This window comes from Winogradskyella sp., from assembly GCF_013213835.1.
Classification (GTDB): Bacteria; Bacteroidota; Bacteroidia; order Flavobacteriales; family Flavobacteriaceae; genus Winogradskyella.
In genome coordinates, this window is record NZ_JABSSU010000013.1 from 1 (window position 1) to 22,863 (window position 22,863).

General features: G+C 34.1%; 22 protein-coding genes, 5 tRNA genes and 1 pseudogene. 1 reads left to right on the plus strand and 27 read right to left on the minus strand.

All coding sequences use genetic code 11. The annotated features are described in order from the left end of the window. The 25 genes and pseudogenes from rpoB to HRU50_RS15070 form a co-directional block, all read right to left on the minus strand. Positions 1-1,749 (minus strand): annotated as a pseudogene (rpoB, locus tag HRU50_RS14950) (DNA-directed RNA polymerase subunit beta); the annotation flags it as partial. Positions 1,750-1,872: 123 nt separating this feature from the next. Further along, positions 1,873-2,253 (minus strand): 50S ribosomal protein L7/L12, encoded by a 381-nt coding sequence (gene rplL / locus HRU50_RS14955; protein WP_296351946.1) that lies wholly within the window; start codon positions 2,251-2,253, stop codon positions 1,873-1,875. Positions 2,254-2,311: 58 nt separating this feature from the next. Continuing rightward, a complete protein-coding gene (rplJ, locus tag HRU50_RS14960; RefSeq protein ID WP_296351948.1) occupies positions 2,312-2,833 on the minus strand; it encodes a 50S ribosomal protein L10 in 522 nt (173 codons plus the stop codon). Positions 2,834-2,852: 19 nt separating this feature from the next. Continuing rightward, positions 2,853-3,542 carry a 50S ribosomal protein L1 gene (rplA, locus tag HRU50_RS14965; RefSeq protein WP_296351949.1) on the minus strand — a complete coding sequence of 230 codons (690 nt, stop codon included), beginning with the start codon at positions 3,540-3,542 and terminating at the stop codon, positions 2,853-2,855. A 10-nt stretch (positions 3,543-3,552) separates the two neighbouring features. Beyond that, entirely contained in the window at positions 3,553-3,993 is a 441-nt protein-coding gene (gene rplK, locus HRU50_RS14970) for a 50S ribosomal protein L11 (RefSeq protein ID WP_296351951.1), read from the minus strand. A gap of 72 nt (positions 3,994-4,065) precedes the next feature. Then, on the minus strand, positions 4,066-4,611 hold the full coding sequence (gene nusG, locus HRU50_RS14975) for a transcription termination/antitermination protein NusG (RefSeq protein ID WP_296351953.1): 546 nt from the start codon (positions 4,609-4,611) through the stop codon (positions 4,066-4,068). A gap of 17 nt (positions 4,612-4,628) precedes the next feature. Then, the gene (gene secE, locus HRU50_RS14980; RefSeq protein WP_296351955.1) at positions 4,629-4,823 is read right to left on the minus strand and encodes a preprotein translocase subunit SecE; all 195 of its coding nucleotides are present in this window, start codon (positions 4,821-4,823) and stop codon (positions 4,629-4,631) included. A 116-nt stretch (positions 4,824-4,939) separates the two neighbouring features. Further along, positions 4,940-5,012 (minus strand) — tRNA-Trp (locus HRU50_RS14985). A gap of 68 nt (positions 5,013-5,080) precedes the next feature. Continuing rightward, entirely contained in the window at positions 5,081-6,268 is a 1,188-nt protein-coding gene (tuf, locus tag HRU50_RS14990) for an elongation factor Tu (protein ID WP_296351957.1), read from the minus strand. 70 nt (positions 6,269-6,338) lie between these two features. Further along, a tRNA-Thr gene (locus tag HRU50_RS14995) sits at positions 6,339-6,410 on the minus strand. Between the two features lie 59 nt (positions 6,411-6,469). Beyond that, positions 6,470-6,542: transfer RNA gene (locus HRU50_RS15000), tRNA-Gly, on the minus strand. A 78-nt stretch (positions 6,543-6,620) separates the two neighbouring features. Beyond that, positions 6,621-6,703 (minus strand) — tRNA-Tyr (locus HRU50_RS15005). A gap of 38 nt (positions 6,704-6,741) precedes the next feature. Beyond that, positions 6,742-6,815: transfer RNA gene (locus tag HRU50_RS15010), tRNA-Thr, on the minus strand. Between the two features lie 116 nt (positions 6,816-6,931). Further along, on the minus strand, positions 6,932-7,234 hold the full coding sequence (raiA, locus tag HRU50_RS15015; RefSeq protein ID WP_296351958.1) for a ribosome-associated translation inhibitor RaiA: 303 nt from the start codon (positions 7,232-7,234) through the stop codon (positions 6,932-6,934). Positions 7,235-7,306: 72 nt separating this feature from the next. Then, on the minus strand, positions 7,307-8,194 hold the full coding sequence (locus HRU50_RS15020; protein ID WP_296351960.1) for a tyrosine-type recombinase/integrase: 888 nt from the start codon (positions 8,192-8,194) through the stop codon (positions 7,307-7,309). A gap of 102 nt (positions 8,195-8,296) precedes the next feature. After that, on the minus strand, positions 8,297-9,463 hold the full coding sequence (locus HRU50_RS15025; RefSeq protein WP_296351962.1) for an acyl-CoA dehydrogenase family protein: 1,167 nt from the start codon (positions 9,461-9,463) through the stop codon (positions 8,297-8,299). Between the two features lie 9 nt (positions 9,464-9,472). Then, positions 9,473-10,342 carry a helix-hairpin-helix domain-containing protein gene (locus tag HRU50_RS15030; RefSeq protein WP_296351964.1) on the minus strand — a complete coding sequence of 290 codons (870 nt, stop codon included), beginning with the start codon at positions 10,340-10,342 and terminating at the stop codon, positions 9,473-9,475. 16 nt (positions 10,343-10,358) lie between these two features. After that, the gene (locus HRU50_RS15035; protein ID WP_296351966.1) at positions 10,359-11,954 is read right to left on the minus strand and encodes a sodium:alanine symporter family protein; all 1,596 of its coding nucleotides are present in this window, start codon (positions 11,952-11,954) and stop codon (positions 10,359-10,361) included. Between the two features lie 87 nt (positions 11,955-12,041). Next, a complete protein-coding gene (locus HRU50_RS15040; protein ID WP_296351968.1) occupies positions 12,042-13,073 on the minus strand; it encodes a TrkA family potassium uptake protein in 1,032 nt (343 codons plus the stop codon). 1 nt (position 13,074) lies between these two features. After that, positions 13,075-13,302: a PspC domain-containing protein gene (locus HRU50_RS15045; RefSeq protein ID WP_296351969.1), complete on the minus strand. Its 228-nt coding sequence runs from the start codon at positions 13,300-13,302 to the stop codon at positions 13,075-13,077. 13 nt (positions 13,303-13,315) lie between these two features. Next, positions 13,316-14,587: a DUF2851 family protein gene (locus HRU50_RS15050; RefSeq protein ID WP_296351970.1), complete on the minus strand. Its 1,272-nt coding sequence runs from the start codon at positions 14,585-14,587 to the stop codon at positions 13,316-13,318. A 19-nt stretch (positions 14,588-14,606) separates the two neighbouring features. After that, complete coding sequence (locus tag HRU50_RS15055) at positions 14,607-16,343, minus strand: response regulator (protein ID WP_296351971.1); 1,737 nt, start codon at positions 16,341-16,343, stop codon at positions 14,607-14,609. Then, entirely contained in the window at positions 16,337-17,464 is a 1,128-nt protein-coding gene (locus HRU50_RS15060) for an FIST N-terminal domain-containing protein (protein ID WP_296351972.1), read from the minus strand. The genes HRU50_RS15055 and HRU50_RS15060 overlap by 7 nt, the downstream gene beginning before the upstream one ends. Before the next feature lie 254 nt (positions 17,465-17,718). After that, positions 17,719-18,699, minus strand: a complete 981-nt coding sequence (locus tag HRU50_RS15065) for a PLP-dependent cysteine synthase family protein (protein WP_296351974.1) — start codon at positions 18,697-18,699, stop codon at positions 17,719-17,721. Positions 18,700-18,880: 181 nt separating this feature from the next. Next, positions 18,881-20,113, minus strand: coding sequence for an FtsX-like permease family protein (locus HRU50_RS15070; RefSeq protein ID WP_296351976.1), 1,233 nt, complete (start codon positions 20,111-20,113; stop codon positions 18,881-18,883). An 8-nt stretch (positions 20,114-20,121) separates the two neighbouring features. On the opposite strand from HRU50_RS15070, the gene HRU50_RS15075 reads away from it, so the two are divergent. After that, entirely contained in the window at positions 20,122-21,429 is a 1,308-nt protein-coding gene (locus HRU50_RS15075; protein ID WP_296351977.1) for a DUF1343 domain-containing protein, read from the plus strand. Here HRU50_RS15075 and HRU50_RS15080 read toward each other — a convergent pair. Both HRU50_RS15080 and HRU50_RS15085 read right to left on the minus strand, forming a co-directional pair. Continuing rightward, positions 21,426-21,857 (minus strand): hypothetical protein, encoded by a 432-nt coding sequence (locus HRU50_RS15080; protein ID WP_296351979.1) that lies wholly within the window; start codon positions 21,855-21,857, stop codon positions 21,426-21,428. The genes HRU50_RS15075 and HRU50_RS15080 overlap by 4 nt on opposite strands. Positions 21,858-22,015: 158 nt before the next feature. Next, positions 22,016-22,840, minus strand: a complete 825-nt coding sequence (locus tag HRU50_RS15085) for a glycerophosphodiester phosphodiesterase family protein (RefSeq protein ID WP_296351981.1) — start codon at positions 22,838-22,840, stop codon at positions 22,016-22,018. Between the last annotated feature and the right edge of the window lie 23 nt (positions 22,841-22,863).

Here is a 22,863-nt window from a genome sequence, read left to right on the forward strand (position 1 = left end):
TACAGTTGCTTGGGCTATCATTTTCTCTTCTTCCTCTCCTGCACTCAAATACGTTGGAATGTTTTTAATATCAACAACTCCATCTTCTACTTTTCTATACGGAGTTTCTATGAACCCCATAGCATTTACCTTAGCATAAACTGAAAGTGAAGAAATAAGACCAATGTTTGGTCCTTCAGGAGTTTCGATAGGACAAAGACGACCATAATGCGTATAGTGAACATCTCGTACCTCAAATCCAGCTCTTTCTCTAGATAAACCACCAGGACCTAAAGCCGAAAGACGACGTTTGTGCGTAATCTCAGCTAAAGGGTTTGTTTGGTCCATAAATTGAGATAACTGGTTTGTACCAAAGAATGAGTTAATTACAGATGATAATGTCTTAGCATTAATCAAATCTATTGGTGTAAACACCTCATTATCACGCACGTTCATACGCTCACGAATGGTGCGCGCCATACGCGCTAAACCAACCCCAAATTGTGTAGATAACTGCTCACCTACAGTACGCACACGACGGTTAGATAAGTGATCAATATCATCAATCTCTGCTTTTGAGTTAATAAGCTCAATTAAATACTTTATAATGGTTATGATATCTTCTTTGGTAAGAACTTGCTTATCCATTCCGATATCTAATCCTAATTTTTTGTTCATTCTGTAACGACCAACTTCACCAAGTGAATAACGTTGATCGGAGAAAAATAACTTGTCAATTATTCCACGAGCTGTCTCCTCGTCTGGTGGCTCCGCGTTACGCAACTGACGGTAGATATGCTCAACAGCTTCTTTTTCAGAGTTCGTTGGATCTTTTTGAAGCGTATTATGAATGATTGCATAATCTCCTTGCTGAGCACTTTCCTTGTGTAAAAGAATTGTTTTTACTCCTGCTTCAAGAATTTCTTCAATATTGTCTTTATCTACAATAGTGTCACGATCTAATACTATCTCGTTACGCTCAATAGATACTACTTCACCTGTATCTTCATCTACGAAATCTTCGTGCCAAGTGTTAAGAACACGGGCAGCAAGTTTACGTCCGATCACTTTCTTTAGTCCTGACTTTGATACTTTAACCTCTTCTGCAAGGTCAAATATTTCAAGGATATCTTTATCTCGTTCAAATCCAATAGCACGGAAAAGAGTAGTAACTGGCAGTTTTTTCTTTCTATCAATATAGGCGTACATAACGCTATTGATATCCGTAGCAAATTCAATCCATGAACCTTTGAAAGGAATAACTCTAGCGGAATATAATTTAGTTCCATTAGCATGGAAAGACTGGCTAAAGAATACACCCGGAGATCTGTGCAATTGAGAAACAACTACACGCTCTGCACCGTTAATACAAAACGTACCACTAGGCGTCATGTAAGGAATAGTGCCTAAGTAAACATCTTGTACAATAGTTTCAAAATCCTCATGTTCTGGATCTGTACAATATAATTTTAATCTTGCCTTGAGCGGCACACTGTATGTTAATCCTCTTTCTATACATTCTTCGATTGTATATCGAGGTGGATCAATGAAGTAATCTAAAAATTCTAACACGAACTGATTTCGAGTATCAGTAATCGGGAAATTTTCCATGAAGGTATTATATAGTCCTTCATTTTCTCTTGCTTCTGACTTTGTTTCTAATTGGAAAAAATCCTGGAAGGATTTAATTTGAATATCCAAAAAGTCTGGGTAATCTGTTCTATTTACAATAGAAGAGAAATTAATTCTTTCAGCCTTTTTTGCTAACATTGATGAACGAGATTTTTATTAAATAAAAACTAAAATATGTATATAACGTTTATATACACAAAAGGGTTTAGGTCTTAGAGTTACTCTCTAGACCTAAACCATATGTTGTAGGTTAAGCTGAGCTTACTTAAGCTCAACCTCAGCTCCAGCTTCTTCTAAAGAAGATTTTAAGCCTTCAGCTTCGTCTTTAGAAACACCTTCTTTAATTGTACTTGGTGCATCATCAACTAATCCTTTTGCATCTTTTAAGCCTAAACCAGTTAACTCCTTAACTAATTTTACAACTGCTAACTTAGAAGCACCTGCAGCTTTTAATACTACGTCAAATTCTGTCTGTTCTTCAGCAGCGTCGCCACCACCTGCAGCACCTGCGCCAGCAGCAACAGCTACAGCTGCAGCAGCAGGCTCAATACCGTACTCATCTTTTAATATAGTTGCTAATTCGTTAACTTCTTTTACTGTTAAGTTAACTAATTGTTCTGCGAAATCTTTTAAATCTGCCATTTTTCTATTGTTTTAATGTGTGTGTTTTTATATTATTTTTTAGTGCGTACTATTAAAATTATCCTTCTCTTTCGGATAATGTTTTTACAATACCTGCAATTGTTCCTCCACCAGACTTAAGTGCCGAAATAACATTCTTAGCAGGAGATTGTAATAACGTAATAATCTCTCCAAGAAGTTCTTCTTTAGACTTAATTTCTACAAGTGTATCTAACAATTCATCCCCAACATAAATCGCTTCTTCAATAAAAGCCCCTTTTAATAAAGGCTTTTCAGACTTTTTACGAAACTCTTTGATTATTTTAGCTGGGGCATTACCTGTCTCTGCATACATTACAGAAGTATTACCTTTTAACGTCTCTGGTAGTTCACCGAAATCTTTATCGGAAGCTTCCATTGCTTTTGCTAAAAGCGTATTCTTTACGACAGCTAACTTAATGTTAGACTTAAAACATGCTCTTCTTAAATTAGAAGTTGATGCTGCATCTAATCCAGAAATATCTGTTAAATAGATATTTGTATTGTCTGCTAATTGTGCAGTCAACTCTTCAATTACTTGCGATTTTTCTTCTCTTGTCATAATATTCTTAGTTTAACTGCTATCCTATTTTTGTGTCAATTGCTATACTTGGACTCATGGTACTTGACATGTAAATACTTTTGACATAAGTACCCTTAGCTGCTGTTGGCTTTAATTTCATTAAAGTCGATAACAACTCGTTAGCATTTCCAACTAATTTGTCTGCACTAAATGATGCCTTGCCAATTGGTGCATGAACAATACCAGTTTTATCTACTTTAAAGTCAATTTTACCTGCTTTAACTTCACTAACAGCTTTACCAATATCCATAGTTACTGTTCCTGTTTTAGGATTTGGCATAAGGCCTCTTGGCCCTAATACTCTTCCTAATGGTCCTAACTTACCCATTACGCTTGGCATAGTAACAATAACGTCAATGTCCGTCCAACCGTCTTTAATTTTTTGTAAGTATTCATCTAATCCAACGTAATCAGCACCAGCTTCCTTAGCTTCTGCCTCCTTATCTGGAGTTACTAATGCAAGAACCTTCATATCTTTACCTGTACCGTGTGGTAAAGAAACAACACCACGTACCATTTGATTGGCTTTACGTGGATCTACACCTAATCTCACTGCTAAATCTACTGAAGCATCAAACTTAGTGTATGTGATTTCTTTAAGTAAAGCTGAAGCTTCTTCTATAGAGTAAAGTTTATTTCTATCAACCTTAGCTCTAGCTTCTTTTTGCTTCTTTGTTAATCTTGCCATTTCTAAAAATTTAGTTTGGAGCTTCACCTCCTTTAACAGTGATACCCATCGATCTTGCTGTACCAGCTACCATTTTCATAGCTGATTCGATTTCAAATGCATTTAAATCTTGCATTTTGTCTTCCGCAATCGCTTTTACTTGATCCCAAGTTACTTTAGCTACTTTTCTTCGGTTAGGTTCTCCAGATCCTTTCTTTACTTTGGCCGCTTCTAATAATTGTACTGCTGCTGGAGGAGTTTTGATTACAAATTCAAAAGATTTGTCTTTGTAAACAGAGATAACAACCGGTAATACTTTACCTTGTTTATCTTGAGTTCTAGCATTAAACTGCTTACAGAACTCCATAATGTTAACTCCAGCGGCACCTAAAGCGGGTCCAACCGGTGGCGATGGATTCGCAGCACCTCCCCGAACTTGTAACTTAACTACTTTGTCTAGTTCTTTTGCCATTTTTCAAAATTTAACGCGATTAATCTATTTTTGGAAGCTAAGATTTCTCGCCTTCTTGTTATGTAACAATTATTATAATTTTTCTACTTGCATGTAGCTCAACTCTAATGGGGTCTTTCTTCCAAAGATCTTCACCATTACTTCAAGCTTACGTTTTTCTTCGTTAATGTTCTCGATTGTTCCATCAAATCCATTGAATGGCCCATCAATAACTTTAACTGTTTCACCTTTTGTGTAAGGAATTGCAATATTAGCATCAGCTTCAACTGCTAATTCATCAACCTTACCTAACATTCTGTTTACTTCAGATTGCCTTAAAGGTACAGGATCACCTCCCTTTGTCTCACCTAAAAACCCGATTACATTTGTAATAGATTTAATAATGTGAGGAACCTCACCACTTAAATTGGCTTGGATCATTATATAACCAGGGAAATAAACTTTTTCCTTATTAATTTTTTTTCCGTTACGAATCAAAATTACTTTTTCAGTTGGTACTAACACCTGATCAACGTAATCTTCTAAACCTAATCTAGAAATTTCATTTTCTATGTAAGTTTTAATCTTATTTTCTTGACCACTTACTGCTCTAACAACATACCACTTTTTGTCTGACATAATCGTATACTTTGCTGTTAGTTAATAATTTCAAAAAACGCTTTTACTGCTCTACTAAACACAGTATCTACACCCCAAATAGCTAAAGAAAAAATAATAGAGAATACAGCTACAACCACTGTTAATCTTTGAGCTTCAGGCCATGGTGTCCATGACACGTTGTTCTTTAACTCTTCGAATGATTCTTTTATATATGTTACTACTCCTGCCATTTGAATTTTGTTATTTCAAGACCATGTAAGCCTTTTATTTTTTAGTTGCACGGGTTGAGAGACTTCCTTCGACTGCGCTCAGGACAGGCTTCTCGCCTCGATTCAATATATATTTGCACGGGTTGAGAGACTCGAACTCCCGACACCTGGTTTTGGAGACCAGTGCTCTACCAACTGAGCTAAACCCGTAAATAATAATCAAGGCGTTCCGAATTCTCGGAACACCTTAATCATAATATTTAGTTGTAAATTTTAGTTTAGTCTAAAATCTCAGTTACCTGACCTGCACCTACAGTTCTACCACCTTCACGGATAGCGAATTGTAAACCAACGTTTAATGCGATTGGTTGGATTAAGTCTACAGTAATAGTTAAGTTATCACCAGGCATTACCATCTCAATTCCGTCAGGTAAAGCAATGTTACCAGTTACGTCAGTCGTACGCACATAGAATTGTGGACGATAGTTGTTATGGAATGGTGTGTGACGACCACCTTCTTCTTTCTTAAGGATATAAACCTCAGCCTTGAACTTAGCGTGTGGTGTTACAGAACCAGGCTTAACGATAACCATACCTCTTTTGATGTCAGTCTTATCAATACCTCTTAATAAGATACCAGCGTTATCACCAGCTTCACCTCTATCCAAGATTTGACGGAACATTTCGATACCAGTTACTGTAGAAGTTAATTTCTCAGCACCCATACCAATGATCTCAACAGGATCACCAGAGTTAATGATACCAGTTTCAATACGACCAGTTGCTACAGTACCACGACCAGTAATAGAGAATACATCTTCAATTGGCATTAAGAAATCCTTATCAGTATCACGTGGTGGCTCTTCGATCCACTCATCAACAGCTTTCATTAATTCCAAAACTGTATCAACCCACTTTTGCTCACCATTTAAAGCTCCTAAAGCAGAACCCATAATTACAGGACCATTATCACCATCGTACTCATAGAAAGATAATAAATCTCTGATTTCCATTTCTACAAGCTCTAATAATTCTTCATCATCAACCATATCCACTTTGTTCATGAATACAACGATACGAGGAATACCTACCTGACGTCCTAATAGGATGTGCTCACGAGTTTGTGGCATAGGACCATCTGTAGCAGCTACTACTAAGATAGCACCGTCCATTTGAGCAGCACCAGTTACCATGTTCTTTACGTAATCGGCGTGACCTGGACAGTCAACGTGTGCGTAGTGACGATTCTCAGTTGCATACTCTACGTGAGAAGAGTTAATTGTAATACCTCTTTCTTTTTCTTCAGGTGCATTATCAATTTGATCAAAAGCTCTTGCTTCAGAAAAACCAGCATCTGCTAATACTTTAGTAATAGCAGCAGTTAAGGTAGTCTTACCGTGATCTACGTGACCAATAGTACCTACGTTTAAGTGCGGTTTCGAACGATCATAAGTTTCCTTTGCCATGTTTAATTTATTTAATCTTATTTAATATTAGTGTTCAAATTTTTTCCTACAAAAAAACTCAGAAAAAAAGAGCCAATGACGAGATTTGAACTCGTGACCTCTTCCTTACCAAGGAAACGCTCTACCCCTGAGCTACACCGGCGTAAAGTGCTTATATCTCATTAACATGCAATGAGAACCCTGCCTTCGCAGGAAATTTAGAGCGGGAGACCGGGTTCGAACCGGCGACATTCAGCTTGGAAGGCTGACGCTCTACCAACTGAGCTACTCCCGCATTTATAATTAATATTACTTAATCAAAGGTTTTCAAAATTTCAAAAGTAAACTATATTTCTAAATAAATATAATTTAGTGGGGAGAGCAGGATTCGAACCTGCGAAGTCGAAAGACAACGGAGTTACAGTCCGTCCCATTTGGCCGCTCTGGAATCTCCCCAGAACCAATACAATATTGGTGTTTTTTCAATATTTCAGAGCCGATAGAGGGACTCGAACCCACGACCTGCTGATTACAAATCAGCTGCTCTAGCCAGCTGAGCTATATCGGCTTTTCACCTACTTTTTTATAGTGAAAAATTGACCATAAAAAAGTCCGCTATTTCTAACGGACTGCAAATGTAATGTTTTATTTTTTTAATCAAAACATTTTTTAAAAAATTTTGATTTAGGCTCTCGCCCTTAATTTTTGTTTTCGTTTTTTTATTTGTCGTTCTAACGAAGCTATTGCCATATCAGCACCTTCTTCAAAACTTTTGCATTGTTTTTTTACTATAAAACTATCTCCAGGCACACTGACTTTTGCTTCAAAAACTTTATTTTCTTTATCGCTTGTATTCTCAACCTTTAAATATACATCTGACTGAATAATTCTATCATAAAACAAATCTAGCTTATCCATTCTTTTTTGAATGAAATCTATAAGCTTACGATCGGCAGTAAAGTTTACTGATTGCGTGTTTACTTTCATAAGTTTTCTTTTAGGTTAGACTTATGCAAAGAATATTCCTTTGCATTATTGATTGTTTAATTAAAATGCACTTTAACGATTTCTAGGATGTGCCTTAGCGTGTACTTTTTTAAGTTCTGCTATACTATTATGCGTGTATATTTGAGTAGCTGCTAAACTGGTATGTCCTAAGAGTTCTTTTACTGCATTTAAATCTGCTCCTTCATTTAATAAATGCGTTGCAAATGAATGCCTCAGAACGTGAGGACTACATTTAGCTTTTGAAGATGCCTCACTAAAATACTTATTTATTACTCTGTAAACAAGCATTTCATAAATTTTAAGACCTTTTTTTGTTAAAAACAAGTATTTATTATGCTCAGTTAGGTTTATTTCTGATCTGTATTTTAAATATTCATTTATTGCAAATGACAAGGAATCTATAATGGGTAGATATCTTTCTTTATTCCTTTTCCCAATTACTTTAAACTGCTTGTTTTTTAAATCTAAATCAGAAAGCTTAATGTTAATAAGCTCAATTCGTCTTATACCTGTTGTATAAAATAACTCGACAATTAATTTATTTCTGGCGGTTTCAAAATCAGTAACAACTATTGCATTTTCTAAAACTGTATTCAATTCATCTTTTGAAAAAGGTAATTGCACTTTTTTACCAATCTTAAGGGCTTTATGTTTTCTTAATGGGTTGTTTTCAATTTGCCCTGATTTCTGTAAAAACTTGTAGTAAGCATTAAGCGAAGATATTTTTCTATTGATAGTTCTATTGGTAATTCCCGCATCAACTAGCGTCACTATCCATTGTCTTATAAGCGAGTAATTTACTTGCTCTAAAGAAAGGTTATCATGATTTTCATTAACAAATAAATTAAACGTCTCTAAATCGCTTTGATAAGCATTCACTGTGTGTTTAGAATAGTTCTTTTCTAATAATAAATAATCTGTAAACGCTTTTACACTCATTCTAATTGAATTAATCACAATAAATATAAGGTATAAAGCAATTCAATCTTTAGACAAATAAAAAAATCCTGCTAAGAGCAGGATTTTTATAATTAATACATTTTATGTTGCTGGTTTGTAGTCTTTTTCATCAATTACAATCTTAGCAATTATCTCTCTTAATATTTCAGAGGTTCCTCCGCCAATCGGCCCTAGTCTACTATCTCGCAACATACGAGCCATCGGATATTCTTCCATATATCCATAACCACCTAAAAATTGTAAACATTGATAAATAACATCATCTGCCATTTTTGTTGATTGTAACTTTGACATCGTTGCTTCTTTAACGACATAATCACCATCATTCAATCTTTTCGCTACGTAATAGTTAAATTGTTTACAAATTTCCATTTGAGTTGTACAATCGGCAAAAGTATGTCTTAATGCCTGAAACTTATCAATAGTTCTTCCAAATGCCGTACGTTCACTCATATACTGTTTCGCATATTCTAAGGCATATTCTGCCCTTGCGTGTGCGTTAATACCCATGATTAATCGCTCTAGAGCAAAATGCTGCATTATATATGGAAACCCTTGATTCTCCTCGCCCATTAAATTAGAGGCAGGAATAACAACATTGTCAAATGCTATTTCTCCAGTATCTGAAGCTCTCCAACCGAGCTTATCTAATTTAGTTGCTGAAACGCCTGGTGTATCTCTATCTACTAGAAAAATACTAATTCCTTTATTTCCTAGCTCTGGATTAGTCTTTGCAGCAACTACCAAATAATCACTATAAACACCATTAGTAATAAATGTTTTTGAACCATTTATAACATATGTATCATCCTTTTTTTCTGCCGTTGTGCGCATACCTGCTACATCACTACCACCGAATGGCTCTGAAATACACAAACAACCAATCTTATCACCAGCTATACTTTCTGCTAAATACGTCTCTTTTATTGCTTCATCGCCTTCTTTATTAAGATGCGTCATGGCTAAGTAAACGTGTGCCCAAATTGCAGCAGCAAAACCACCGGAATTTATCCGCTGTAATTCCTCTAGTAAAATTACCGTGTAAAATAAATCTAAATCTAAACCACCATATTTTTCGGGATATGCTAAACCAAAATATCCCATATCGCCAAATTTTTTCCAAATAAAGCGGTCAATAGTTCCTGTTTCCTCCCATTTGTCCACATGAGGAACGACTTCCTTTTGTAAAAAGTCCCTTAGACTTTCTCGAAATAAGTTGTGCTCTTCGGTAAAATATAAATTGTTCATTGCAATCTTTTAAAGATGCAAATATAATTTAATTATCTCGATCTTGTTTACAGGAAAGTCTTCAACTTTTGTTAATTCTTCTAAAGATTTAAAACCGTCTCGCAGTGTTCTTTCTTCTAGAATATTGTTGGCAATTTCATAATCTATATACTTGATCAATACTAAATTATCTCGCGTAGCCGTATTCAAATTAAACTTGTTAATTTGTCTTGGTGTGGATACGGTGAAGTCATTTTTTATTCGCTCAATCACTTCAATATCTAAGCCATAGATTTCGGTCAATTCAACTAAAGACACAAAACCACCTTCATGCTTATTCCTGTAATTAATTATTCTCTCCGACAGTTTATCACCTACACCATAAACTTTTTTAAGCTGAGCCGCAGTTGCTCTATTTATATCAATCTTTTGTTTTTCATTTTTTGAAAAAGTATTATTTGACTCAAACCTAGTTTTACTTTTATCATTGGCATTATTAACCCATTCAGGAAACTTAAAATAAGGTGAAATCTTTTTATATAAGGAATCTGAAATTTCTGTTATTGACTGAAATTGCTTTGCAGAGTTAATCCATTTACCAGATGCCCTAAAATCATGAAGCCTATCTATTTCTTGTACAGACATCCCTAATGTATATCCTTTATAGTCCGTAATAAAATTAGGGTTGAATGGATAAATTTTAGGTTTATTATTTTCAATCTCAATACTACGCAATGAATCTATCTCTTTTCTATAAACCTGAAGTTTTGCTGTATCTTCTAAGTTATAATCAGCATTGAAATCCGTAAAAACATAAACACACTGCAGAACAACAATAATTATAAGCAATAAAAAAATCCCATTTCGTTGTTGATTAGTAAACTGGAAATGGGATTTCATTAATTTGTAATTTTTATTATTCCTTGGGTGCTTTAATTGCAGCCATATATTTTTTTAACTCATCTTTTACTTTTGGTGCTAGAATAACAAGACCAATCATATTCGGCACCATCATTGCAAAAATCATTGCATCTGAAAAACCAATTACTGACCCTAAACTCGCAGCAGCACCAATTACAACGAATATACAAAATATGATTTTGTAAGTATATTCCATTTTTTTTGATCTACCAAACAAGTATGCCCAACCTTGGAAACCATAATAAGACCAAGATATCATTGTACTGAATGCGAATAGCACAACCGCTACAGTTAATACATAAGGGAACCATGAAATTGCAGACTCAAATGCACCAGAGGTTAATAATATAGCTTGTGCATCATTTAGCCCTGCATTAGCGGAAGTTACGTTTCCTGTTATGATTAAAACCAAAGCTGTCATTGTACAAACTACTACTGTATCTATAAATGGCTCTAATAATGCAACCATACCTTCACTAGCTGCATATTTTGTCTTTACAGCTGAATGTGCAATAGAAGCTGAACCAACACCTGCTTCATTAGAAAATGCTGCTCTTCTAAATCCTTGAACTAAAACTCCAATAGCACCACCCGCAACACCTTCAGGACTAAATGCCCCGTTAAATATTTGAACAAATGCATCACCAATCATATTGTAATTAGCGAAAATCACAAACAAGGAGGCCGCCACATAAATAACAACCATAAAAGGAACTATCTTGTCGGTAACCTTTGCTATCTTCTTAATTCCACCAATAATAACAATACCTACAAGTAAAGCCATTACAGCACCGAACGCCCAACCATATCCGTGAAGGAAAGATTGTTCACCACCGGTAATATTTTCTACAAGTTGAAAAGCCTGATTAACTTGAAACATATTTCCACCTCCAAATGAACCACCAATTACAAATATTGCAAATAAGGCTGCCAAAACTTTTCCTAAACCGGTAAATCCTTTCGCTTTCAATCCTTTAGTTAAATAGTACATCGGTCCACCATATACTGTGCCGTCATCAGAGATGTCTCTATATTTAACACCTAAAGTACATTCAACAAACTTTGAAGCCATACCTAACAGACCTGCTACTATCATCCAAAATGTTGCACCAGCTCCACCAATAGATACCGCAATTGCCACACCAGCAATATTACCTAAACCAACAGTTGCTGATAGTGCAGCTGTTAAGGCTTGAAAGTGCGATACTTCGCCTTCGTGTCCTTCTATGGCGATAGTTTCTATGGCGTCACCTCCTGGCGTTGAATCTCCAGCAGCCTCCATAGACTCATGATGATCTATATCATCATATTTACCTCTTACAATATTTACTGAGGTTAGAAAGCCTCTTATGTTGATGAGTTTGAAATAGAATGTGAAATAAGTAGCACCCAAAATTAATGGGAATAACACCCAAAACACCTTTATTCCACCACCAAAATCTATTTGATAAAAAATAGCGTTAACAAACCATCCAGTGGCATCACCGAACGCTTTATCTATTTTTTGATCAATACCCATTTTTTCAGCTTCTTGAGCAAAATTTAGTAATGGTAAAATAAGTGTAAAAAGGGATAGAAGATACTTCTTCATAAGATATTTTAATTAGTTAGAATTCTGTTAGAAGCCGACAAGATGCTAAAAAAAAATGATTTTTTAAAGCGGTAGACGTTAAAATGGCTAGGCTTCTTGCTCTATGTTATACTCTGAATTTAACTTTTCAATTTGCTCAGGACGTCCAAGAACTATAATTTTTGAACCAGTAACAAGTTTTGTATCTGCTTCAGGATTAACAATATATTCACCTTTAGTATCTTTAAATCCAATTACTGTACATCCTGTTTTTCTTCTCAGATCCAGCTCTCGAATCGTCTTGGTATTAGTAGCATCGTATAATTGATCTACCTTGACTTCTTCTATATTAATATTGCGTTCACCAACAATCCCTAAATTATCAATGAATTCAACCAAATCAGGCACCACCACCAACGATGCCATTTGATCCCCACCAATGCGATCGGGTAAAATTACATTGTTAGCACCTGCTAATTTCAGCTTTTGATAGGAAGTATCTTGAGAAGCTCTACTGATAATGGTAAGTTCTGAATTTATTTGACGTGCAGATAATACAATAAATAAATTGTCTGCATCACTAGGTAAAGCAGATATCAATGTACTTGCTCTTTCAATACCAGCCTCTATAAGTGTTTTATCTTCATTGGCATTACCATGAACAAAAGACACATCATCCTCTTTAAATTTTTCAATAACTTCTTTATCCTTTTCTACAATGACAAAAGGTTTATTATACGTTGAAAGCTTTGTTGCTGCTTGTTTACCGTTACGACCATAACCACAAATAATAATATGATCGTGCATAGAATCTATTTTCTTTTGCATCTTACGTTTTTTAATGTCTTCAAAATTATTTCTACTTAAAATATACTCGGTTATAATAGAAATAGCATAACCCACAATAACTACACTAGCCAGAATTAGGAAAATAGTAAATATTTTAGCACTTACACCTAAAGGCTCTATTTCACCAAAACCCACAGTAGTAATGGTAATTACCGTCATGTAAACTGAATCAATCCAACTAAAACCAGAAATAAAACGGTATCCAAGCACACCAATACATAAAACTATTACAAGTAATATTAGTGCAGTATATATTTTAGACCGAAAAAGTTTGATTAAGGGATTATTCATTCTATAAATCGAATACTGAAGAACGTTTTGTATAAATTATATCTTTTATTCGCATCCAAAATGCTAAAAACAAGTAAAGTGCAAATCCAAAGCCCAAGGTCACAAAAGTTAAGTACATAAAAGAAGTTCTTACAATTTTTGCTCTAATACCAAGGCGATCTGCAATACGTTGACAAACATAATAACCATGTTTCTGGAAAAAATGCAGTGGTTTGTAAAATACGGTCATAAACGCAAGTTAATTATTTTTTAGCTATTAGACTATTACCAATAGCACATTGCAAACACCTATTTCTGTCGCAGTAGTTATTTTTTAATTGTAATAAAGATTGAGATACCATGGCGTTCTTTTTAAAAGGTCTCAAATCTAAAAACTTGTTGACTATACTATTGTTTTCAATTTTAAGTGCTTCCATCAATGCAAACAACTCTTCATCTACCGATTTTCCGTGAGATTTGGCATAGCTAAATTTTAAAGGAATTATGGTATTAATTATTAATAAATTTACGAATGATTTTGTAAGCTTTTTGGGCGTCGATTTTGAACTTTTAGAAAAGGTGTAGTGCGTTCTCCAAAAATCTGAAACACCTTTTGAAAACAAATTATAAAAATCCTCAAGTTTACTTAATGAAATGATTTTAGAAAACAAATGCGGTTCTTTGTGGTATAGATTTGCGAATTGAGACAATCTAATTGTTGGAAAGTTTGGTGGTCGTAATCTAAAAAAATTAATGGGTAAGACCCCTTGATTTTGAATTTTATACTTAATTTTTAAGTAGTCATAGGCATTATTTAATTCTGTAAAATAAGACTCTTGTATATCTTCTTTTAACATATTTGATTGCCCAAATAACAGTGACTCTAATTCTAATAAATTATTTTGATGTTTTCTGAAAATTGAAAAATCAACAGAATCAGCCAAGCTTAAAAAAGGCTCACCATTCAGTTTTAATCCAAAATTCTTTAGCATCAATTTAAATAATACAGCTTCCCAATCATTATTTGAATCATTGAGCAGTTGGATTATATCTTGAGACTTACGTTCTAATCTCTCTACAAATAGTCTTTCTAACCAATTAGCAACCAAAAAGTCGCTCACTTCAGAAAAATCACTTTCACAGTTAATCCAAGCTTTTGAATGTACTAACTTTTCATAATTAGATTGCACATCTTCATTTACGTAATGCTTTAGTTCTAAAGTAGGTATTACAGAATTATCTTTTCTAAAGATTTCGGTATCGTGTTCCCAAACAACATGAAGTATGACATTGTCGTAGGCCATGTCATTTTCATGATTATGAACATACCAATCTGATGACTTAATATGAATTTCTACATTGCCAGCCCATAATTGATTTGCTATGGTTAGTTGTGCATTAAAAAAATCTGGCCCTGAATTTAGATTATGCCTCCCGAGACTTTTTATGAATAGCTCTTCTCCATCTGTAGTTTTTAAAGAAGAAATTGAGAATTTTTTATGTTTCCAAATAAAATGAAGAAAGTCTTCCTGCATAAATCCAATATAGGAAAAATTATACAGCTTCCTTAGGGTTGGCACTATAAAACTTCAGTAATTTATGAAGTTCATTTACATTAAATGGTTTACTAACATAACCATCCATTTTATAGTTTTTCAATTTTTCACCGACTTCAGATTCTGAAAATGCTGTGAGAGCAATAATAGGAATTTGAGACTTATGTGGATCACTAAGTTTTCTTATTTCCCTTGTTGTCTCATAACCATCTAAAATTGGCATCTGAAGATCCATTAAAATAATATTGTAATCGTCTTTAGCATACTCATCTAATAACTCCTGACCATTATTAGCTATTACATACTCTATTTCCCATTTCTTAAAGAGTTTTTTAAGCAGCATAGCATTAAGTCTATTGTCTTCAGCCACTAGCACTTTTAAATCTATAGCTTCGGTTTCTCTAATGTAACTTTTAGATGTGAGTGGCTCTCTTTTTGTCTTAGAACGTTTAAACTCAATATCGAACCAAAACTTTGATCCTTCATCTTTCCTACTCTCTAAGTTTAATCTTGAATTTTGAACTTTTAATAACTCCTTACTTATGTAAAGCCCTAAACCTGAACCACCATATAACACCGAAGTATTTTCCGTGGCCTGTACAAAACTTTTAAAGATATCTTTTTGTTTATCATAGGACACACCTATACCTGTATCCTTAACACTAAATCTAATTTTTTGAGAATAATCACTCTGCTCTAATACCTGTACCTTAAATGTTACACCACCATTGTGTGTAAATTTAAATGCATTACTTAGCAAGTTTTTAAGTACTTGTGAAAGCTTCAACGCATCACCTTTTAATACTGCTGGTATTGTACCATTAACAATACAATTGAATTTGAGATTCTTTTTGGTCGCTGTTTTCTGAAAAGGCAATCTGATATTTTGAATAATTTCAATTAAACTAAAATCACTTTCATTTAATTTAATTTCATCAGATTTATATTTGTTAAGATCTAAAAGATTATTTACTAAAGCCAATAGGTGTTCACTAGAATATTTTAAAACTTGAAGATTCTCTAGTTGCTCTGGTAAAAACTGTTCCATCAGCAATATATCAGACATACCAATTACCGCATTAAGAGGTGTTCTTATCTCATGTGACATTGTAGACAAGAATTCATCTTTTGTCTTATTAGCCTTAAATAATTCTAATTCTGTTTCCTTTAATTGGGTAACATCAGACATAAAACCAATAGTACCTGTTGGGTTACCATCTTTATCATAAATTAGCACCAAGCGTAATTGTACCCATATCAATTCGCCTGATGGTTTATGATACTTAAATAATGTATTATAATCTTGTTGCTTTAACCTTAATAAACTATTAATGCGTTCTTTTTCCTTATCATTAATGCCAAAAAGCATGTCTTTGTAATTCTTACCAATTGCTTCATTTACGGACACTCCAAACAACTCTTCCCAGGCCTTGTTAAGATAACTGAAGTTACCAACCATATCAGTTTTAAAAATAACACCTTCGATAGTATTTACAATGGTGTTGAGCTCATTTTCAACACTATCTACTTGAGATTTAAGTGCTTTGTTTAACTTATAGAGTTCATTAGAACTTTCTTCTAATATCACCTCTATGTGTTTGACATCTTCATCAAAACTCTTATAGGCATCATTAACAACCTCAAAAAAACTCTCGAATTTCTTTATATCCTCAGGAAGAAATCCAGCATTAGCTATTTGTCGCTTTAATAGTCTATGTAAATCTGGCCTTAGCATTCTGAGATGGTTGTAATAGTCATTGTTTGGTTATGCAATTCGCAAGGTGAAAATTCACCAAAAGGAGCAATTTCACCATAAGAGTAGAATCCTGTGATAGAGGTATTTTCACCTACAATCTCTTCTACAACTTCTATTTCCTCTTCTACCAATTGTTTTAAAACTAATCTTCTCCCAACACAACTAATTAAAATTGCTAATTGGGCGTTTTCTTCAATTGCAGAAAAAGCACCTTTAGCAGAATCTTTAGCACCATCAATGAGACGATCTACATTCGCTTTCATTAAGCGTACATAAGAACCTTCTGGTAAATTACCAGCAAAGGTTAAACTCTGAGATTCTTCATCAATTCCTAAAATAGTTCTAACAACTGGAGCATCATGGTCATTAACCCTCATACTTAAGGGAAATAATAAGCCTGAACCTGGAAGTTTGTCTGCATTATCGCCTAAGTAGGATTTATATAATTCTAAAGCTGGCATACCATCCAGCTCATAAAGTACATTTTTATCGGATTTAGTTACGAGACGATCAATACCGAAACTATCCCAACCACCTTGAGAACTGAAACCTACTTTTAATCCTTCACCATAAAAGCCTAAACCAACTATTATCTTATCTTTTATTTCGCCGTTGGCAATAACAAAAGTTTGGTTAAAGTCAGATCCGTCACCAGCCAAACCGCCTGTTATACTAACATTTGGCATTATACTTCTAAAACCGGCAACTAAATCACCGCCATTGACATTAAGACCATCGCTTAATACCAAGACATGTTTTAAATCATCATTGTTCAATTTTTCAGCCAATTTACCACCAGCACAAAAACTATGCTTCATATCCTCTACCTGAACAGCAAAGAACTTATGATCTACTTTTTCTAATTCTATGGCAGTTAGAGACACGGAATCATCTTTAACATTTACACCTGAAATTTCACCGGATGTAGAACAACCAATCATGGTCGCTTCAGGGTATGCGGAAGCCAATTCTTTAACAAGGTTTTCTTTATCAGAAAACAAAGGAGACACGAATAGCAGTAATATACTCGGAGAATTATCAATTTGAGACAACTCTTCCAACCAATTACCGCTGCTTAGAGATAACTGCTTTACTTTCATAAGCCTTTTTAAGTTAAAAAGATTGGGTTATATGCAATTTGTCGGACAAACTACACACTTTATCGAATATAATAGAAATTCCAATACTACTAGCTCCTTCGCTTAGCAAATGTCTGATTCTTAGAGTTTTTTTTGACTTATGTTAATAAAACAACTCATCAAACTGAATTTTTAAACGCTCTTTCTGACTGAATCATAAAGAAAAAACCTGAATTAAATTCAGGTTTTCAATAGTTAATATAATTCTATAAGGCTTATTCTACGTACCCCATTTTTCTCATCCAATCATCATTAAACATCTTGCCTACGTAGCGACTACCATGATCATGAAATAGCACAACTACGATATCATCTTTTTTGAAATGTTCTTTTAATTGTAGTACACCTTTTATTGCTGCACCAGCAGAATTACCTAAAAACATGCCTTCTTCTTTGGCCAATAATTGTGTGTAAACTGCCGCATCCTTGTCAGTGACTTTGGTAAACCCGTCAATAACACCAAAATTAACATTAGCTGGTAAAATATCTTCACCTATGCCTTCTGTAACATAAGGATAGATTTCGTTTTCATCAAAAATTCCCGTTTCATGATATTTTTTGAAAACGCTACCATAGGTATCAATTCCCCACACTTTTACATTTGGATTTTTCATTTTAAGGTAACTACCAACTCCAGAAATGGTGCCACCTGTACCAACACCTACAACAAAATGCGTCACTCTTCCGTCGGTTTGTTCCCATATTTCTGGTCCAGTACTTTCAAAGTGCGCTTTACAGTTACTAGGATTATCATATTGATTAACGTACCATGAGTTTGGTGTTTCTTCACCTAATCGCTTTGATACTGAATAGTAACTTCTAGGATCATCAGGCTCAACATCTGTAGGACACACAATAACCTCAGCACCAACAGCTCTTAATACATCCATTTTTTCTTTAGACTGCTTGTCGCTAATTACAAAAATACATTTGTATCCTTTTACAATTGCTGCAAGCGCCAATCCCATACCAGTATTTCCAGATGTACCTTCTATTATTGTTCCGCCAGGTTTTAATCTGCCATCTGCTTCTGCGTCTTCAATCATCTTTAAAGCCATACGATCCTTTACAGAATTTCCTGGATTAAAAGTTTCGTACTTTGCTAGTACCATACATGGTAAATCTGCCGTTAACTTATTTAGTTTTACTAAAGGTGTGTTTCCTATTGTTCCTAGTATATTCTCTGCGTAATCCATAGTATATTTTTGCGCTGCAAATTTAAGTATAAAGTTGTTAGTATAAAGGAATTTATTTACTAAAAACCTTAACCAGTAATCGTCCGCGTTAAGGATTGAAGCGACATCCTTTTTTTTAAAAAGATAAAGCTGAAAGCCTGATGCTAAGAAGTCTTAGACGAAGTAGCAAACGCCATTAAAATTAATCGAATCTTATTGCCTTTACCGGAGATATCTTAGAAATAATAATAGATGGTATTAATAACATTAATAGACAAGCTACAAAAGTGCCAACATTAAGTATAATGATGTAATCTAAACTTAAATATACTGGTGCTTCGCTCACATAATATGTATCTGGATTTAGAGGAAACAATTTAAAATACTTTTGAGCGAAAAGTAAGCCCAGACCTATTGCATTACCCCAAATAAGTCCTAAACCGATAAGATAGGATGCATTATACAGAAACACTTTTCTGATGGACCAATTAGAGGTTCCCAAAGCTTTAAGAACACCTATCATATTAGTACGTTCTAAAATAAGGACTAGAAGCGCCGTAATCATATTGATACCCGCCACAATAATCATGATTATAATAATACCATAGGTGTTGTTGTCAAAGACTTTAATCCACTCAAAAACTGTATAATACTTCTGCGTTATTGGTGTTGCATTTAATTCTGAAGGTGTTTCTTGATAAACTTTTCTGCTGATTTCTGGTAACTCTGAAAAATCATTAATGAACACTTCAAAACTACCGATTTGGTCTTTTCCCCATTTATTGAGCCTTTGAATGTGTCTAATATCTGCGAGACAGAACTTCTCATCTAATTCTTGAAAACCAGAATTATAAATACCAACTATTTCGTAGTTCATGATACGAACACGTTCATTAAACTGTTGGCCAAATAAGGTATTCACCTTATCCCCAATTTTAAAACCTAAGCGATTTGCTAAATATTTTGAAATTAGGATTTCCTCGTTTCGTTTTCCTGAAAAATCTGGTAGTCGACCCTGCATTAAAAATTCTTCAAAATACTGCCAGTTATAATCTGCTCCTACACCTTTTACAACAACACCTTCAAAATCAGATTCAGTCCTGATTACTGCAAACTTTGTGGCTACTGCTTGTACATGTGTTATACCTTCTACGTTTTTGAATTTTGGATAGAAATCTTGATTTATAGAAATTGGAACTTGAGATTCGTCAGAGGCATTGGTATCATAATTGGTTATTTCTATGTGCCCATTAAAAGCTACTGCCTTATCTCTGATTTTTTGTTGCAGTCCAAAACCTGTTGCTATGGCAATGAGCATTACAACCATACCTATAGCAATAGCCGTGATACCAATTTTAATTATTGGTGCCGAAACACTACTTTTATACGCTTTATTGCCAATTATGCGTTTAGCTATAAACAACTCAAAATTCAAAACTATATATGCGTTTTAAGGTCTTCAAAAATACTGTTTTATTCTCTATAATTTTTGGCATTATTTTAATAGTCATTTCTTGTGCTGGGAAGGCTGGGAGTGAGAAGTCTGATAATGGAAATGAGATTAAGGAACAACACTTCGATAGGCTCAGTGTGACAACATCAGCGAAAAAAGAAATTATTGTTGGTGCCAACCAAACTGAAACGTATTTACCATTATTAAAAGGTAAACGTGTAGGCATTGTTGCTAATCAGACCTCAATTTTAAAGCTTTCAAGGCAAAGTGTTGTTGAGCATGACAAAATTGTTGATTCTGAATATCATTTAGTAGACTATTTAAATAGCAATAAAAGCATAAATGTAGTTAAGGTGTTTTCACCTGAACATGGATTTAGAGGTAAGGCTGATGCTGGAGAATTGGTTGAAGACGGTAAGGATAAAAAAACAGGTTTACCTATATTTTCTTTACATGGAAAGCATAAAAAACCTAGTGATGCGCTATTACAAGATCTCGATATTGTTGTTTTTGATATCCAAGATGTTGGTGTGCGCTTTTACACCTACATTTCTACACTTCATTATGTTATGGAAGCCTGTGCCGAAAATAATATTCCACTTTTAATTTTAGATCGTCCCAATCCTAACGGTAGCTATGTTGATGGACCAGTTTTAGAAAAGCAACATCGTAGTTTTTTAGGAATGCATACCATTCCTTTAGTACATGGAATGACTATAGGAGAATATGCTAAAATGATTAATGGTGAACATTGGCTTAATAATGGTGTTCAATGCCATATTACTGTTATACCCATTAAGAACTATTCTCACAATAGCAGTTACAGCTTACCTGTAAGACCTTCACCTAACTTACCTAATGATCAATCTATAGCATTGTATCCAAGTCTCGGTTTATTTGAAGGTACCAATATTAATGCTGGTCGAGGAACAGAGTTTCAATTTCAGCGTTATGGCGCACCTTTTTTAGATTCGCTTAAATATGTATTCACCTACACTCCTAAACCTAATTTTGGATCAAAATACCCTAAACATGATGGTGAACTTTGCTATGGAGTAGATTTGTCCAGCACTAAGGCCGAAAGGAAATTTACTTTAAAACATGTATTGGACGCCTACCATAATGCCATTGATAAGTCAAAGGTTTTTAATACCGATAACTTCACTAAGCACGCAGGTACTGAAAAATTACAGCAACAAATTGAAGCTGGTCTCAGTGAAACTGAAATTAGAAAAACATGGTCTAAAGATTTAGAACATTTTAAAACTATACGTTCTAAGTACTTAATTTATGATTAATGGGTGCTACCAGATGACGATTCTTCTGGTTCTAAAGCAACGACTTCTATTTTAGAATCAGACAGCGTATTGCTCTTTGGGATGTCCTTTAAAATCTTAACTACAAAAACAATACGTTTTGGCGATTGCACAGCTACAAGCACGTGTTTACCTTTTTTTAGTTTATTTAAAGGAAGTTCATAATAATTAGCGTCTACATAAAAATCATAATCTCTGCCATAGTCTTTATTGATTGAATACAGATAGTTGATTTTTGTATCACTCTGAAGAATAAGTGTATCTTTTGTTTTGTTTAATTTATGAATTAAGTCTTTTGCTTGAATGTTTTTATTTTGTTCTAATTTCGCATAGCTTTCCTGAGCATTAAGAGTAAAGCTCAATAGACAAACTAATATGATAAGAATACAAATACGGACTAAATTTTTCACTTTAAATCAAAAAAAAAGAATTAAACATACGACGTCTAATTCAACAATATCTAATTAATTAATCCACCCCTAACATAAGCGGAAATTTTTAAAAATGCTCATATAATCTATTAAGTGCACATAAATTAGTGGAACTGATATTATTGTTAATAAGTCTGTTAATAACTCATCTTTATAAGTTTGTCAGGATAGTCTGTAATTATGCCGTCTACTTGCCACTGTATCAGCTTCTTCATATCACTTGTTTCATTTATAGTCCAAGGAATCACCAAAAACTCTTTAGATTGATAATGTTTTACCTTTTCTGCAGAAAGCAATTTAAAATATGGACTAATAATTTCAGGTTTGTATGAAAGCTTTTCTAATTTACCTTCAATTGTTTCATCTTCATCAACCAATAATGCAACAGGCATTTTCGGTGCTTGTTTTTTGATTTCTTCGAGAATTGTAAGATCGAATGATTGAAGGTTTACCAAATCAAACACATCATGTGCTTTAACCTCGTATAAAACAATCTTTACATATTCTTCTGGTTGTGGCGTATAAAAACCATAGTACATTGGTTTAGATTTAATTTCAATATTGAATTTAACCTTTGGATTTTTAGACTTTGCGAGCTCAAAAACTTCAGAAAGTAACGGTTTGTATGTTTTGAGTTTCTTTTGATTTGGATATGTTTCATGAAACTTAGAGCCACAGTCAAATTGCTTAATTTCTTCATGCGTCATCTCATAGAGATTGTACTTCATATCCATTTCTTCTGGAATAGCATTTCCTTCTGGATCAAAACAAATTGTTCTACTCATAAAAGGTTCGTGAGATACAACAACTTCATTATCTTTTGTTATCGCAATATCTAATTCTAACGTATGAACTCCCAACTCAATAGCTCTTTCAAATGCTGGTAAGGTATTTTCAGGCATTAAACCTCTGCAACCTCTATGTCCTTGTATGTCAATATGTTTTTCTGAATTGCAATCCATTAAGAGACATAACAACAAAATAA

Excerpts from the sequence above, each read along its gene's own strand:
- HRU50_RS15075 (WP_296351977.1), top strand. The coding sequence starts at position 20,122 with ATGCGTTTTAAGGTCTTCAAAAATACTGTTTTATTCTCTATAATTTTT.
- rplJ (WP_296351948.1), bottom strand. The coding sequence starts at position 2,833 with ATGACAAGAGAAGAAAAATCGCAAGTAATTGAAGAGTTGACTGCACAA.
- tuf (WP_296351957.1), bottom strand. The coding sequence starts at position 6,268 with ATGGCAAAGGAAACTTATGATCGTTCGAAACCGCACTTAAACGTAGGT.
- HRU50_RS15060 (WP_296351972.1), bottom strand. The coding sequence starts at position 17,464 with ATGAAAGTAAAGCAGTTATCTCTAAGCAGCGGTAATTGGTTGGAAGAG.
- HRU50_RS15040 (WP_296351968.1), bottom strand. The coding sequence starts at position 13,073 with ATGAATAATCCCTTAATCAAACTTTTTCGGTCTAAAATATATACTGCA.
- rplK (WP_296351951.1), bottom strand. The coding sequence starts at position 3,993 with ATGGCAAAAGAACTAGACAAAGTAGTTAAGTTACAAGTTCGGGGAGGT.
- rplA (WP_296351949.1), bottom strand. The coding sequence starts at position 3,542 with ATGGCAAGATTAACAAAGAAGCAAAAAGAAGCTAGAGCTAAGGTTGAT.
- raiA (WP_296351958.1), bottom strand. The coding sequence starts at position 7,234 with ATGAAAGTAAACACGCAATCAGTAAACTTTACTGCCGATCGTAAGCTT.
- HRU50_RS15030 (WP_296351964.1), bottom strand. The coding sequence starts at position 10,342 with ATGAAATCCCATTTCCAGTTTACTAATCAACAACGAAATGGGATTTTT.
- HRU50_RS15055 (WP_296351971.1), bottom strand. The coding sequence starts at position 16,343 with ATGCTAAGGCCAGATTTACATAGACTATTAAAGCGACAAATAGCTAAT.
- HRU50_RS15085 (WP_296351981.1), bottom strand. The coding sequence starts at position 22,840 with ATGGATTGCAATTCAGAAAAACATATTGACATACAAGGACATAGAGGT.
- HRU50_RS15050 (WP_296351970.1), bottom strand. The coding sequence starts at position 14,587 with ATGCAGGAAGACTTTCTTCATTTTATTTGGAAACATAAAAAATTCTCA.
- HRU50_RS15045 (WP_296351969.1), bottom strand. The coding sequence starts at position 13,302 with ATGACCGTATTTTACAAACCACTGCATTTTTTCCAGAAACATGGTTAT.
- secE (WP_296351955.1), bottom strand. The coding sequence starts at position 4,823 with ATGGCAGGAGTAGTAACATATATAAAAGAATCATTCGAAGAGTTAAAG.
- HRU50_RS15065 (WP_296351974.1), bottom strand. The coding sequence starts at position 18,699 with ATGGATTACGCAGAGAATATACTAGGAACAATAGGAAACACACCTTTA.
- HRU50_RS15025 (WP_296351962.1), bottom strand. The coding sequence starts at position 9,463 with ATGAACAATTTATATTTTACCGAAGAGCACAACTTATTTCGAGAAAGT.
- HRU50_RS15035 (WP_296351966.1), bottom strand. The coding sequence starts at position 11,954 with ATGAAGAAGTATCTTCTATCCCTTTTTACACTTATTTTACCATTACTA.
- nusG (WP_296351953.1), bottom strand. The coding sequence starts at position 4,611 with ATGTCAGACAAAAAGTGGTATGTTGTTAGAGCAGTAAGTGGTCAAGAA.
- rplL (WP_296351946.1), bottom strand. The coding sequence starts at position 2,253 with ATGGCAGATTTAAAAGATTTCGCAGAACAATTAGTTAACTTAACAGTA.
- HRU50_RS15020 (WP_296351960.1), bottom strand. The coding sequence starts at position 8,194 with ATGAGTGTAAAAGCGTTTACAGATTATTTATTATTAGAAAAGAACTAT.